The organism is Halorubrum tibetense (assembly GCF_055396225.1).
Window position 1 is genome coordinate 1,371,267 of sequence record NZ_AP043742.1, and the last position, 12,140, is coordinate 1,383,406.

Genomic DNA, 12,140 nt, shown 5'->3' on the forward strand with positions numbered 1-12,140 from the left:
CCGCGGACATAAACGGTGCGGACCGGTCGTTTCACCCCCGAGAGCCTTACAACCGTGGAGGCCGTGATCGGAGGCGTGGCGAACCGTACGATACTCGTCGGACTGGCGGCGACGTTCATCGGGCTGACGGCCCTGCTGGTCGTCGCCGGGATCGTCGTCAACCCCGTCCTCCTCGCGGTGGCGCTCCCGTTCGGGGCCGCCGCGTACCTGCTGTGGTATCACGCGAGCGGCCGGCTCCACGATCGGATGCGGGTCGAAGCGGACCGGATCGGGCCGACGGAGCGCGAGCGGGCGAGACAGCGCGCCCGCGCCGCCGAGAACCGACGCGACGCGTATCGGGCGGCCGGGGCGGGTGCACGCGGACGAGGGACCGGCGGGCGTGGGGGCGGCGTCGGCGGTGCCGGGGGAGGCGCGGCGTACGGGGTCGGCGGTCGAGGCGGCCGCGACCCGCGGGACCGCGCCCCGTCGACGAACGGGATGTCCGAGCGCGAGGCGTACGAGACGCTCGACCTCGATCGGACCGCCGACCGCGAGACGATCCGCTCGCGGTATCGCGAGCGCGCCAAACGGCTCCACCCGGACGGGGAAAACGGGAACGAGGACGCGTTCAAGGAGTTGAACCGCGCCTACGAGGTCTTGACGGACTGAGAACGATATCAACCTGAAACGAGCAACCGCGTGGACACTGCAGATGAGAGATGGAATACGGGTCCACACGGCGAAATCAGTTGTCGCTACGGGGCGCGAGCCGGTCTAGCGCTTCGAGTAGCTGTTCGACACCGGAAGCGCGGACGAGCGGAGGGTCAGTTCGGAGTTCATCACGGGACCAAAACCGAACCGCTTCGGCGTCATCGCGTGCGCGCATAGTTCCCTCGGCGTGGACCGCTCGCGCCGCGGAACACCCCGTCATCGCCGATGAGGGTGGCGCGGGCCAAGGGGGTCGGGTTCCGATATATCGTCACCGCACAGCCGGTACAGTAGGGCCGAGGACCATCAGCTGTCTGCCGAGAAGTCAGCGACTGGCCACACGCAGGACAGAACGCTACCTCCGGATGTGTGAAGGTCCAGCTCACGGGCCAATCCTTTCGACGGGGGGAGACGATCGACGAGACATACCGAGGTCGTAACACGGGGTTGGGATGTACTCGCTATAAATACTCCCCCAAGAACGCCGCCGCCTCGTCGAGCTCGTCGCGCGTGTTGACGTTGGTGAACGTCCGTTCCGTCGTCCGGTCACGGATCGTCGCATCGTCGACGACGACGGCGTCGAGCGTCTCGATCACGTCGAGGATCTTCCGGTCGCCGCGAGCGAGCGCGCGGTCGCAGGCGTCGGCCATCCGCTCGGCGCGGTACACCGCCTGCGTGGTCTGGAACCAGCGGTCGTCGAGCCGCGGGACCGCGGCGTCGGCGGGACGGGCGCGGAGCGCGGTCTCACCCGCGGCGTCCGCGAGCAGCGTCGCGGCGAACGCCGGATCGACGAACGGCATGTCGCAGGCGACGACGAAGACGTACTCGCCGGGGGCTGCCCGGCACGCGTTTTGGATCCCGGCCACGGGCCCCTGGTCGGTGTCGTCGTCGATCGCCCAGCGGATCGGGAGCGAGACCCCCTCCATCGCCGCCCCGATGGCGTCGCGCTGGTCGGGGCGGCAGTTCACCACCACGTCGTCCACCACCGGATCACCCCCGGCGGCCCGCGCCGCGCCCGGCGGAACGGGGTCGTCGACGCCAGCGAGCCGATTCGTGACCCGCCGGATCATCGGCACCCCGCAGAGCTCGGCGACGGACTTGTCGGCGTCGCCGAACCGGGTCGAGCGTCCGCCGGCGATGACGGCACCGGTAACCATACGTCGACCCTGAACGCGGATCGACTTCGCGTTTGTGGTCCCGCGTTGCGGATCCGGGAACCGGCGCTATCGACGTTCGCCCCGCCGAAAGCGACCCGTTAAGTGGCCGGCGACCCTACCGATCGACATGCCAGAGGCAACGGATCTGGAGGAGCTGAAGCGGGGGACCGAACTGGTTAAGCGCGGCTTCGCGCGGATGCAGAAGGGCGGCGTCATCATGGACGTCGTCAACCGGGAACAGGCCCGCATCGCCGAGGACGCCGGCGCGGTCGCGGTGATGGTCCTCGAGAACGTGCCGGCGGACATCCGCAAACGCGGCGGGGTCGCACGGATGCCGGACCCGGAGCGTGTTCCCGAGGTGATCGACGAGGTGTCGATCCCGGTAATGGGTAAATCTCGGATCGGCCACCGCAAGGAGGCGGAGATCCTCGAAGCGCTCGGCGTCGACATGATCGACGAGAGCGAGGTGCTCACCCCCGCCGACGACGAGTACCACACGGACAAACGCGACTTCTCGTCGCCGTTCGTCTGTGGGGCCCGGAACCTCCCCGAGGCGCTCCGGCGGATCCACGAGGGCGCGGCGATGATCCGGACGAAGGGCGAGGCCGGCACCGGCGACGTGAACCAGGCCGTCAAACACCAGCGGACGATCAAACACCAGATCCGGACGCTCACCGGTCTCAACTACGAGGAGCGCGAGAAGTGGGCCCGCGAGCACGGCGCGCCGCGCGACCTGGTCCACGAGACGGCCGATGCCGGCCGGCTCCCGGTCGTCAACTTCGCGGCCGGCGGGATCGCGACGCCCGCCGACGCCGCGCTCATGATGTACCACGGCTGTGACGGCATCTTCGTCGGATCCGGGATCTTCGGCGCGGAGGACCCAGTCCGGATGGGCGAGGCGATCGTCGAGGCCGTCAACAACTGGGACGACGCCGACGAGCTCGCGCGGATCGCCAGCGGCACCGGCAAGGGGATGAAAGGCCAGTCGAACGCCGACATGCCCGAAGAGGAGAAGCTGCAGGGTCGCGGCGTCTAAGCTGCGGGACACCGTATCCGGCTGAACGGGGTCGTCGACTCGCCGAGAGGACACGCCTGTCGACGCCCACGAGAGACGGTCACGCGAACAGCGAGTGTCCGTCGTCTACCTCCGATTTCTCCGCGTACGCGACCGTGTAGTAGTCCCGGTCGGCGAGCGTCGACGGATCCCGAGTCACAGTCGTCTCCACGTCAGACATGAACAGCCGACGACCGTAGACGACGTCGTAGCCGGCGTTGACGAGTTTCCGATGTGTCGTCGGCACGTCGGTCACCTTGAACAGCACCATCCGGTCGGGGCCGGCCGGGGCGTCGCCGTCCGCGGCCTCCCGGAGCGTCAGCTCCGACCCCACCGTGATCTCGACGTCGAACGCGCTGGTGAAGGCCGTCACCGTCGAGACGCCCGGAACGACCTCGACGGCGACCGCCGGGTGGAACCGGTCGAGCGCCCGTCGGAGGTGTCCGAACGTCGAGTACACGTTTGGGTCGCCGAGCTTGACATCCTCCCCGCGCTGAGGCGCGAGGATTCCTCCGTTGGGGGTTCGGCTACCGACCCACGGAGGCAACTTGCGGGTTCGTGCGCACTTCTTTGGGACTTTCATGAGGGTATGGTTTCCCCGACCAGTCGTGGTCGTCCCACTCGAATCGCACGGGCCGTGCCATCGGCCTGACTTCGCTATCGCTGTTTTCTCGAAGGAACGTCTCTGACGCCGTGAGGTCGGCGTGCCCCTCGAAGCCACATGGACAGGTCAGCGTATCCTCGTGGCGAACCGTCTCCTCGTGGTCGCCACACTCGGGACACGTCTGACTCGTCCACGCTTCCGACTCGGCTTCGAGAGAGATACCGTACTCCTCACAGACACACGCGAGACGGTGGCTGAACTTCTTGAACGCCCAGAAGTTGTGTGTCTTCTCGTTCACCCTGACCGACCAGTGCGTTTTCAGCACGTCGGTCAAGTCGCCCACGTACACCGTCGCCACGCCCTCGTCATACAGCCGTTCAACGAGGTCACGTACCAGCGCGTTCTGTGCGTGGTCACGGCGCTTCGTCCGCTGTCGGTACAGCCGTCGAATCCGATTCGAGGAGTAGCGCCCCTCACGGAGTTTTGACTGTAGGCGGGCGATTTCGTCAGTCGTCTCGCGGAACCGTCCGAACAACTCGCGTCCATCGTAGAGGTACTGGTTCCCAGTAGTCGTGGAACAGGCGACGAGATTGTTTGCGCCAACGTCGAGGGCGGCTTCGTGAGAAGCCAGTGGTGAATCCAGTCGAGAATCAGGTACGGTGACTGGTTGAAAAGCCCTGAACGTGTCGCTCACTTCGTCGTACTCAAGTTCCAGACGACCTTGTTTGCCGTCCCACTTCGGGTTGCCTCGGACTTCGAGGCGGAGTCGTTCGTGGTAGCCGAGTCCGTATTCGTCTTTCAGTTCTTGCCCGACAGGGATTTCGAGACGGCTACGCTTGCCCCACTGAATCGTGTACTGGTTGCATCGGATGTAGGTGCGGAGTTCGCGTCCGTCTTCCTCGTTGCCCCAGTACGACGGTGGGTTGGCGTACTCGCCTTTCTCCTTGAGGGCGAAGAACGACCGCCACGCTTCGCTGTTCTTGCGCGTGACCTGTTGGACAGTCGCGCTTCCGACGACACCGTTGTACTGTCCACGGTACTCGGAGGTGTCCCATACGTCGCCGTCACCGAAGTAGTTCTGACGACGTTCGTAGGTCAGTTCGTTCCACAGGGAGGCAGAGGCGTCGAGTAGCCGCAGAAGACACTCTTTGTCGTTCTCGGTCTGTGGAACCACCTCGAAGGTGTTGACGCGCTTCATTCGTCGCCACCTTCCTGTTCAGCGATGTACTGTTCGACAGCGCCCTTTGAGGCACTACCCGCCGTACCGACGTAGTACGAACGAGTCCACTTCACGCGGTCGTCGTAGCGTTGATTGTACTTCCGCGCCGAGATGCCCTTGACCCAGTTGACGATGAGTGACGGGGCGTTCTTCGGCGGACTCCCGATGAACAGGTGTACGTGGTCGGGCATGACCTCGCACTCGGCCAGTTCGAGGCCCTTGTCCTCACAGATTTCCGCGAAGATGGTTTCGAGACGTTCCTTCGTCTTCCCCGTCAGGTACGAACGCCGATACTGAGCGGAACCCTGTTCCGCGAGGTCAGCGGGACCTTCGGTCCCGCCCGATTTCGGCACGAACACTATGTGGTAGTAGAGTTCGTATTTCGCGTGACGGGTACTCTTTACCATCTATGTATACTATGACGGTCGGACGCCTTAAAGATCACATTGGAACCCCGCCCGTGCCATCGTTGGCGGTTGAATACTATTGGTCGGCTTCATCCCCGCCCTGAAGGGCGAGGCTTTCGCCTCGAATTTTCCGTAACGAACGCCGCCTGCTCGTCGCGGGCGGTCGACGCGACCGTGTCAGCCGCCGACTTCCAAGCGGTCCGAAGCTCGTCCTCGTCACGGGTCATTGGGAACTCGAGGTCGCTCAGCGTCTCGTCGTCGACGTACGACCCGGCGACACGACGGGAGAGGCGGCCGGGCGTGTAAACCACGTCGGCGGCCTCGAGGAGCCGACGACCGCGAACGGTGAGGAGTTCGGGGTCGCCCGGGCCGAGCCCGATACCGTACAGCGTCACGGTTCACCCTCGTCGTCGAACCGGTGTCGCGTCGCGAGGCCGGCGATGTGCGGAGCTTCGGGCAGGACGAGCGCCGTCAGTCCCGTTCGGACGGCGGCTCGGCTCCCCGGGAGACAGAACACGGGCGTGCCGGCCACGATCCCGCCGGTCGCCCGAGACGCCATGGCTCGGTGGCCGATCTCCTCGTAGGACACCTGTCGAAAGCACTCGCCGAACCCCGGGATGTCGCGCTCGAAGAGCCCCGAACAGGCGGCGGGCGTCACGTCGTCGATGGTCATCCCGGTGCCGCCAGTCGTGACGACACAGTCGACGTCGTCGCGGCCCGCCAGCCGGTCCACGGTTCCACGGATCGCCGAGAAGTCGTCGGACACCAGCTCGCGGGCGGTCACCCGGTTTTCGGAGTCGCGTATCAGCGCTGCGGCGGCGTCGCCGCCCGGGTCGTCCTCAAGCGTTCGCGACGAGGAGACGGTGACGACGGCGACACACAGCGGGTCGACGACCGCGTGGCCGTCCTCGTCGACTCCACGCCGATCCGCGGGGCTGGGGAGGTCGTCGTTCATAGCTGGACCGCCGTCCCGTCCTCGTTCGGGAACGGGTTGGCGAGCCCTTCGGTTTCGGGATCCGGGTCGGCATCCGTGAGGAGACACGAGTCGAGGAGCGTCACGACCGCGTCTCTGTCGACGTCGCGGCCGATTATCGCGAGCTCGGTTTTCCGGTCGCCGTATCGGTCGTCCCAGTCCACCGATCGACCGCGTCGGTAGCGCTCCCGATGGCTGTCTGGGAGGGAAGCGATCCACCGGCCGGCGACCTCGACGCGGGTCCGTTGGCCCGCCCGGGAGAGCGTGAGCGCGTGATCACCCCGGCCGGCGACGTGGAGGTAGCCCTTCGCACGGACGACGCTCGACGGGAGGTCGGCGACGGCGTCCGCGAGACGTCCGGGATGCATCGGCCGTCTGCGCTGGTAGACGAACGAGTCGATCCCGTACACTGCCGGCGGATGCTCGTGGTCGTGATCTCCCGGCTCGTCATCGTGGTCGTGATCGTCGGACTCCTGGTCGTGATCGCCCGGCTCGCTTCCACGTTCGGGGGCGTGATCGTCCGACCCATCGCCGTGCTCGGGGTCGTCACCGGCGTGACCCGCGCCGTCGTCCGTCGAGCCGCCGTGTGCCCGATGGTGATCGAGCGCTCGCCTCCAGCTCGCGGAGCCGGCGACCGCCTCGGGGTCGAACCGACTCGTTCCGAGGACGTCAGCCGGATCGACACGGCCGAACGCGGTCTCGAACATCGTCGCCGCCGGCTGCACCGCTCGGATCATCTCACGGACCTCGTCCAGCTCCGCGTCGGTCACCAGATCGGTCTTGTTGATGACGAGGGTGTCACAGAACTCGACGCCGTCGAGCACGAGCTCGGAGAGCGGGCGATCACCCGCGTCCGTGTCGTCGCGACGCTCGACGCCACCCGTTCGGAACGTGTCGTAGAACCGTCGCGCATCGACGACGGTCGTGACGCTGCTGACGTCGTAGAACGTGGAGGCGTGGCCGGCGACGAACTGCCGAGCGACGGGTGCCGGCTCGGAGATCCCGGAGGGTTCGACGAGGAGGTAGTCGAACTCGTGGTTCAGGGCGAGATCGATGATCGCGGACTCGAACTCCCCCCGCATGCCACAACAGATACAGCCGTTCGAGAGCTCGACGGTCTCGCCCGTCCGTTCGACCCGACGCCGTACCAGCTCCGCGTCGACGTTGATCTCGCCCATGTCGTTGACGAGGACTGCCACCTCGTGACCGTGGTCCGCGGAGAGAACATCGTTCAGCAGCGTCGTCTTGCCCGCACCGAGCGTCCCGGACAGTACCGTAACGGGAACCGTCATCTCAGTCGTCGGCGAGCGCCAGCTCCCGCTGGTCCTCGTCGCCGAACGGGTCGGGATACCGATCCCAGTTCTCGTTCAGCTCCTCGTCGGTCAACAGGCAATCCTCCAGCCACGCTTCGAGCTCCGACCGATCGAACTCGCGGCCGATGAACACCAGCTCGACACCACGGTCGCCCCAGCGGTCGTCCCACTCCTCTTCGAGATCCGGCATCGTCTGGAGGTATCGCTGCTGTTGTTGTGGCGGGAGGGTAGCGATCCACCGGCCTTTCGGCCCGGCGCGAACCGACTGCCCGGCCTTGTCGAGTCCCATTGCGACGTCCTCGCGGCCGGCGGACCAGAAGAACCCCTTCGCACGAATGACTGCCGACGGGAGGTTCTCGAAGAGCTCCGCGATCCGCTCCGGGTGGAGCGGGCGGTCCGCCCGGAAGACGAACGACTCGACGCCGTGTTCGGCGGCGGCGTCGTCGTGGTGATGGCCGTGTTCGAGCTCGTGTCGCCAGCCGGCGGAGCGTTTCGCCTCCTCGAAGTCGAACCGGCCGGTGTCGAGGATCGTCGACGGCTCGACGCGTCCGAACTCGGTTCGGACGACCTCGGCGCGGGGCTGTAACGTCCCGAGAACGGCCTCGATCTCGTCGAGCTCGTCGTCGGGGACGAGATCGCACTTGTTGAGAAGCAGGACGTCACAGAACTCGATCTGGTCCATGAGCACCTCCTCGGGGACCCGGTCCGTTCCCGTGGCCGCGTCGTCGTCGGCCAGCGCGCGTCCCGAGTCGAACCCCTCGTACATCGCGTGGGCGTCGACGACCGAGACCATCGTGTCGAGGTGGAAGTCCTCGGTCGGGTCGTAGTCGGCGTCCTCGTAGCCGAGTACGAACGTCTGTGCGACTGGGATCGGCTCGGAGATGCCCGACGACTCGATCAGCAGGTAGTCGAAATCGCGGTTCTCTGCGAGCGCGCCGACCGCCTCGAGCATGTCGCCGCGGAGCCGACAGCAGATGCAGCCGTTGGACATCTCGATGATCTCCTCGTCGGTCTGTGAGAGCTCCGACTGCTGTTCGATATGGTCGGCGTCGACGTTTACCTCGCCCATATCGTTGATCAGGACCGCGACCTCGTAGCCGTGGTCCGCGGTCAACACGTGGTTCAGCGTCGTCGTCTTGCCCGCGCCGAGCGCGCCGGACAGTACCGTGACTGGAATAGTGTCGCTCATCACGAATAGTTAGTAACTGAGAGTATAAAGTTGTTAGTTATTACGAAATAACTAATTGATCATAACAACACCTATCAACGAAGGCGGCCGATCGAGCGTATGCCAGTCGTTAGCGTTTCCATGCCCGAGAGTCTCCTGAACGAGCTCGACGACTTCATCGAGGATCACGGCTACAGCGGGCGAAGCGAGGCCGTTCGGGAGGGCGCACGTGGGCTGATCGACGAGTTCGACATGGCCGAGTTCGACGGGGAGGTCGCGTGTATGATCGCCGCACGGTTCGAGCACGATTCGACCGCGGAAGCGTCGCTCTCGGAGCTCCGCCACGCACACGCTGAGCTCGTGACCTCGAGCGTACACAGCCACGCCGGCGGGGCCTGTCTCGAGCTGTTCGTCGTCGAGGGGTCCATCGACACGATCTCCGCGTACGTGGCCCGGATCCGGGCCGTCAACGGCGTGAACACGGTCGAATACTCGGTTCTAGAGTCGACCGAACGGGCTATCGCATAACCGGTCGGCGCACCCATCGACTACCGCGACCGGAGGCCCCCGGGTTCCCGTCACCGCTCCCCCATCGCTCTGCGTCGCTACTCCTCTTCGTTCGTCCCCCGTCAGCGCTCGTGGTCCGCGAGAACGGTCGCGCCGCGACCGATGCGGGTCTGGTACGCGCGGGCCTCGATCCCGGCATCGGCGAAGGCGTCGAGCATGGCGGCGGCGATCGCCCGTCGGCGGTCCTTCCGGCATGCGGCGACGATCGCAGGGCCGGCCCCGCTGACGGTGACGCCGGTCGCGCCGGCGTCGAACGCCGCCTCCCGAACCGCGTCGTAGCCGGTGATGAGGCGGGCGCGCTCGGGGGTGACGACGGGGTCGGACATCCCGGCACCGACGAGCTCGGGGTCGGACCGACACATCCCGACCGCGAGGGTGGCGGCGTTGCCGACGGTGGCGACCAGGTCGTCCATCGAGGCCGTCTCGGGGACGACCCGGCGGGCGTCCCGCGTCGAGACGGCGACGTCCGGGAGACAGACGACGAGCGGGACCGCGGCGTCGACCGCCGTGGTCCCGTCGGCGGTGGTGACGGTGAACCCGCCGAGAATGGAGGGGGCGACGTTGTCCGAGTGGGCGACCCCGGAGACGACCGCCTCGCCCTCGGCGGCGACGGGGACGAGCTCGTGTCGGGAGAGTCCCCGGTCGTACAGCTCGTTGAGCGCGACCGCCGCGCCGGCCGCGCTGGCAGCCGAGGAGCCGAGCCCGGACGCCGGGCGGACGCCCTTGTCGATGTGGATGTGGGCGGGCGCGTCGAGCGCCTCGACGACCGCGCCGACGGTGTTGGCGTCGGGGTCCTCCGGGATGTACTGCGCGCCGACGCCGGTCACCTCGATCGTGGTCCGGTCGGCGCGCTCGACGGTGACGACGTCGGCCGGGCGTGAGAGCGCCGCGCCGAACACGTCGAAGCCGCTCCCGAGGTTCGCGCTCGTCGCAGGTGCCCGTACCGTGACCATGCGAGTGACTCACTCCGGGGCGTCAAAAAGGAGCGGGATCGAACAAAACGGGCAACGGAAGACCGGTAACGGGCCGCAGGCAACGCGCGGTGGACCGTCGATCGGCGCGGCGTTGAGAGCGGGACAAACGAAGGAAACGGGGAGCGAAGGGAACGGAGAAGACGCGGAGCGAAGGGAACGAAGGAAACACGGAGCGAAGGGAACGGAGAAGACGCGGAGCGAAGGGAACGGAGAAGACGCGGAGCGAGGGGGCGGTTACGAGTCGGCCGTGGTCCACAACAGCGGACCGACGACGGCGAGCCCGATGCCGAAGAGAACGTACACCGCCGGGAGCGTCGTGAACGGTGCCATGAGGAAGATCGCGCCGAAGCCCATGACGACGGCGGCGATCACCCTCTGGGACTTCAACGGGGCCGCGCCCAGAAGCGAGACGACGAACGCGAGCAGCAGGACGTGCCCGAGGTGGTAATCGAGCAGGAACGCGTCGATGGTCAGCGGCGATAGCATCTCATCCGGGAGTCCGTGGGATTCGCGCATTAAAGTTCCGTTTCACGTGGGGACGGTGAGATGGACGGGATCACACCGCCTGTAGGGGAGACCGGGTTTGAGGACGGTCGTGTGCCCGCCCCCGATCCCCGAGGTATAAGCCGTACCGTGTCGACCACGGACCGTGCGACTGGTACAAGTGATGATCCCGGCGGGGAAGCGCGCGGCGGTCGTCCGCGCCCTCGACGAGGAAGGGGTCGACTACGTCGTCACCGACGAGACGAGCGGACGCGAGTACACCGCGGTGGCGACGTTCCCGCTTCCGACTGCGGCGGTCGAACCCGTTCTCGAACGGCTCCGGGAGGCCGGGATCGATGATCGGACCTACACCGTCATCGTCGACGCCGAAACGGTGATATCACGGCGGTTCGAGGCGCTCGAAGCGGAGTACGCCGCGGAGTCCGAGCGCGCGGAAGACCGGATCTCCCGCGAGGAGCTCCAGGCCAAGGCGGCCGACCTGGCGTCGGGGATGCGGACGTACGTCCTCATGACCGTCATCTCGGCGGTGATCGCCACCGCCGGACTGCTGTTGAACTCACCGGCGACGGTCGTCGGCTCGATGGTGATCGCGCCGCTGATCGGGCCCGCGATGTCGGCCGCGATCGGCACCGTCGTCGACGACGAGTCCATGTTTCGGCGGGGCGTCCGGATGCAGGTGATCGGGGTGGCGGTCGCGGTCATCGCCGCGACGGCCTTCGCCGCCGCTTTGCGGTCGCTCGCGTTGGTTCCGCCGGGGCTCGACCCGCTCGAGCTCGCGGAGGTCGCCGAACGGCTGGCTCCGAACGTGCTCGTGCTCGCGGTGGCGATCGGGGCCGGCGTGGCGGGGATCGTCTCGCTGATGACGGGCGTCTCCGCGACGCTCGTCGGCGTGATGATCGCGGTCGCGTTGATCCCGCCGGCGGCTGCGGTCGGGATCGGGATCGCCTTCGGGATCCCCCGGCTCGTGATCGGGGCGGGGGTGATCGTGGCGGTGAACGTGCTCTCGATCAACCTCTCGGCGCTCGTGGTGTTGTGGTACAACGGGTACCGCCCACAACAGTGGTTCCGCGAGGACGAAGCGCGGGCCGCGCTGATCAAACGCGTCACCGTGTTGGTCGTCGCTATCGGGATCCTGTCGGTGTTCCTCGGCGGGGTGACCTACGACACGTACATCGCCTCGACTGCCGAGGCCGAGATACGGGACGCTGTCGACGACGAGCTGGCGGCTATCGACGACGAGCTGGAGCTGCTGGATCTGGACGTCCAGCGGACCGGAACGGTGCCGCCGCTCTCGACGGACCGGGTCGTTGTCACGGTCGGCGCACCACCCGGGACGGCCGTCGAGGGGATCGCGGGCCGACTCGACACGCGGATCGAGGCGGTGACCGGCGAGCGCGTGGACGTGGAGGTGCGCGTGATGACGGTCGACCGGGCGTGAACGCGACCGCCCGAGCGTCGGGGGACTGAGCGTGGCGACGCGAGCACGTGGCAAGGCCAACCCATTTTTACTCGG

At 66.9% G+C, this 12,140-nt stretch carries 12 protein-coding genes and 2 pseudogenes; 4 read left to right on the forward strand and 10 right to left on the reverse strand.

All coding sequences use genetic code 11. The features are described 5' to 3' along the window. The first annotated feature begins 75 nt into the window (after nucleotides 1-75). Nucleotides 76-648, forward strand: coding sequence for a J domain-containing protein (locus ACZ5TV_RS06920; RefSeq protein WP_464384282.1), 573 nt, complete (start codon nucleotides 76-78; stop codon nucleotides 646-648). Between the two features lie 500 nt (nucleotides 649-1,148). On the opposite strand, the gene ACZ5TV_RS06925 is transcribed toward ACZ5TV_RS06920, so the two are convergent. Continuing rightward, nucleotides 1,149-1,844: a molybdenum cofactor guanylyltransferase gene (locus ACZ5TV_RS06925; RefSeq protein WP_464384283.1), complete on the reverse strand. Its 696-nt coding sequence runs from the start codon at nucleotides 1,842-1,844 to the stop codon at nucleotides 1,149-1,151. A 127-nt stretch (nucleotides 1,845-1,971) separates the two neighbouring features. Between ACZ5TV_RS06925 and pdxS the strand changes: the two genes are divergently transcribed. Then, on the forward strand, nucleotides 1,972-2,880 hold the full coding sequence (gene pdxS, locus ACZ5TV_RS06930) for a pyridoxal 5'-phosphate synthase lyase subunit PdxS (protein WP_379781112.1): 909 nt from the start codon (nucleotides 1,972-1,974) through the stop codon (nucleotides 2,878-2,880). A 79-nt stretch (nucleotides 2,881-2,959) separates the two neighbouring features. On the opposite strand, the pseudogene ACZ5TV_RS06935 reads toward pdxS, so the two are convergent. From ACZ5TV_RS06935 to ACZ5TV_RS06965, 7 genes and pseudogenes are all read right to left on the reverse strand, one after another. Further along, a pseudogene (locus ACZ5TV_RS06935) lies at nucleotides 2,960-3,379 on the reverse strand (cobalt-factor II C(20)-methyltransferase); the annotation flags it as partial. 46 nt (nucleotides 3,380-3,425) lie between these two features. Next, nucleotides 3,426-4,700: an RNA-guided endonuclease InsQ/TnpB family protein gene (locus ACZ5TV_RS06940; protein WP_379781114.1), complete on the reverse strand. Its 1,275-nt coding sequence runs from the start codon at nucleotides 4,698-4,700 to the stop codon at nucleotides 3,426-3,428. Next, the gene (gene tnpA, locus ACZ5TV_RS06945) at nucleotides 4,697-5,128 is read right to left on the reverse strand and encodes an IS200/IS605 family transposase (protein WP_379781116.1); all 432 of its coding nucleotides are present in this window, start codon (nucleotides 5,126-5,128) and stop codon (nucleotides 4,697-4,699) included. The genes ACZ5TV_RS06940 and tnpA overlap by 4 nt, the downstream gene beginning before the upstream one ends. Nucleotides 5,129-5,259: 131 nt before the next feature. Further along, nucleotides 5,260-5,523, reverse strand: a pseudogene (locus tag ACZ5TV_RS06950) (SAM-dependent methyltransferase); the annotation flags it as partial. Next, nucleotides 5,520-6,083 carry a MogA/MoaB family molybdenum cofactor biosynthesis protein gene (locus ACZ5TV_RS06955; protein WP_379781118.1) on the reverse strand — a complete coding sequence of 188 codons (564 nt, stop codon included), beginning with the start codon at nucleotides 6,081-6,083 and terminating at the stop codon, nucleotides 5,520-5,522. The pseudogene ACZ5TV_RS06950 and the gene ACZ5TV_RS06955, both read right to left, overlap by 4 nt. Next, on the reverse strand, nucleotides 6,080-7,393 hold the full coding sequence (locus tag ACZ5TV_RS06960; protein WP_379781121.1) for a CobW family GTP-binding protein: 1,314 nt from the start codon (nucleotides 7,391-7,393) through the stop codon (nucleotides 6,080-6,082). Before ACZ5TV_RS06960 ends, ACZ5TV_RS06955 begins: the two co-directional genes overlap by 4 nt. Before the next feature lies 1 nt (nucleotide 7,394). Then, the gene (locus ACZ5TV_RS06965; protein WP_379781123.1) at nucleotides 7,395-8,603 is read right to left on the reverse strand and encodes a GTP-binding protein; all 1,209 of its coding nucleotides are present in this window, start codon (nucleotides 8,601-8,603) and stop codon (nucleotides 7,395-7,397) included. A gap of 99 nt (nucleotides 8,604-8,702) precedes the next feature. On the opposite strand from ACZ5TV_RS06965, the gene ACZ5TV_RS06970 reads away from it, so the two are divergent. After that, nucleotides 8,703-9,110, forward strand: a complete 408-nt coding sequence (locus tag ACZ5TV_RS06970) for a CopG family ribbon-helix-helix protein (protein WP_379781125.1) — start codon at nucleotides 8,703-8,705, stop codon at nucleotides 9,108-9,110. Between the two features lie 101 nt (nucleotides 9,111-9,211). Here the strand turns inward: ACZ5TV_RS06970 and ACZ5TV_RS06975 are convergent, their stop codons facing one another. Both ACZ5TV_RS06975 and ACZ5TV_RS06980 read right to left on the reverse strand, forming a co-directional pair. Continuing rightward, nucleotides 9,212-10,102, reverse strand: coding sequence for a homoserine kinase (locus ACZ5TV_RS06975; protein ID WP_464384284.1), 891 nt, complete (start codon nucleotides 10,100-10,102; stop codon nucleotides 9,212-9,214). Nucleotides 10,103-10,357: 255 nt separating this feature from the next. Further along, nucleotides 10,358-10,609, reverse strand: coding sequence for a hypothetical protein (locus tag ACZ5TV_RS06980; RefSeq protein WP_379781713.1), 252 nt, complete (start codon nucleotides 10,607-10,609; stop codon nucleotides 10,358-10,360). A gap of 181 nt (nucleotides 10,610-10,790) precedes the next feature. On the opposite strand from ACZ5TV_RS06980, the gene ACZ5TV_RS06985 reads away from it, so the two are divergent. After that, the gene (locus tag ACZ5TV_RS06985) at nucleotides 10,791-12,065 is read left to right on the forward strand and encodes a TIGR00341 family protein (RefSeq protein ID WP_379781721.1); all 1,275 of its coding nucleotides are present in this window, start codon (nucleotides 10,791-10,793) and stop codon (nucleotides 12,063-12,065) included. Nucleotides 12,066-12,140: the final 75 nt, after the last annotated feature.

Excerpts from the sequence above, each read along its gene's own strand:
- ACZ5TV_RS06960 (WP_379781121.1), bottom strand. The coding sequence starts at position 7,393 with ATGACGGTTCCCGTTACGGTACTGTCCGGGACGCTCGGTGCGGGCAAG.
- ACZ5TV_RS06980 (WP_379781713.1), bottom strand. The coding sequence starts at position 10,609 with ATGCTATCGCCGCTGACCATCGACGCGTTCCTGCTCGATTACCACCTC.
- pdxS (WP_379781112.1), top strand. The coding sequence starts at position 1,972 with ATGCCAGAGGCAACGGATCTGGAGGAGCTGAAGCGGGGGACCGAACTG.
- ACZ5TV_RS06965 (WP_379781123.1), bottom strand. The coding sequence starts at position 8,603 with ATGAGCGACACTATTCCAGTCACGGTACTGTCCGGCGCGCTCGGCGCG.
- ACZ5TV_RS06955 (WP_379781118.1), bottom strand. The coding sequence starts at position 6,083 with ATGAACGACGACCTCCCCAGCCCCGCGGATCGGCGTGGAGTCGACGAG.
- ACZ5TV_RS06970 (WP_379781125.1), top strand. The coding sequence starts at position 8,703 with ATGCCAGTCGTTAGCGTTTCCATGCCCGAGAGTCTCCTGAACGAGCTC.
- ACZ5TV_RS06925 (WP_464384283.1), bottom strand. The coding sequence starts at position 1,844 with ATGGTTACCGGTGCCGTCATCGCCGGCGGACGCTCGACCCGGTTCGGC.
- ACZ5TV_RS06975 (WP_464384284.1), bottom strand. The coding sequence starts at position 10,102 with ATGGTCACGGTACGGGCACCTGCGACGAGCGCGAACCTCGGGAGCGGC.
- ACZ5TV_RS06985 (WP_379781721.1), top strand. The coding sequence starts at position 10,791 with ATGATCCCGGCGGGGAAGCGCGCGGCGGTCGTCCGCGCCCTCGACGAG.
- ACZ5TV_RS06940 (WP_379781114.1), bottom strand. The coding sequence starts at position 4,700 with ATGAAGCGCGTCAACACCTTCGAGGTGGTTCCACAGACCGAGAACGAC.
- tnpA (WP_379781116.1), bottom strand. The coding sequence starts at position 5,128 with ATGGTAAAGAGTACCCGTCACGCGAAATACGAACTCTACTACCACATA.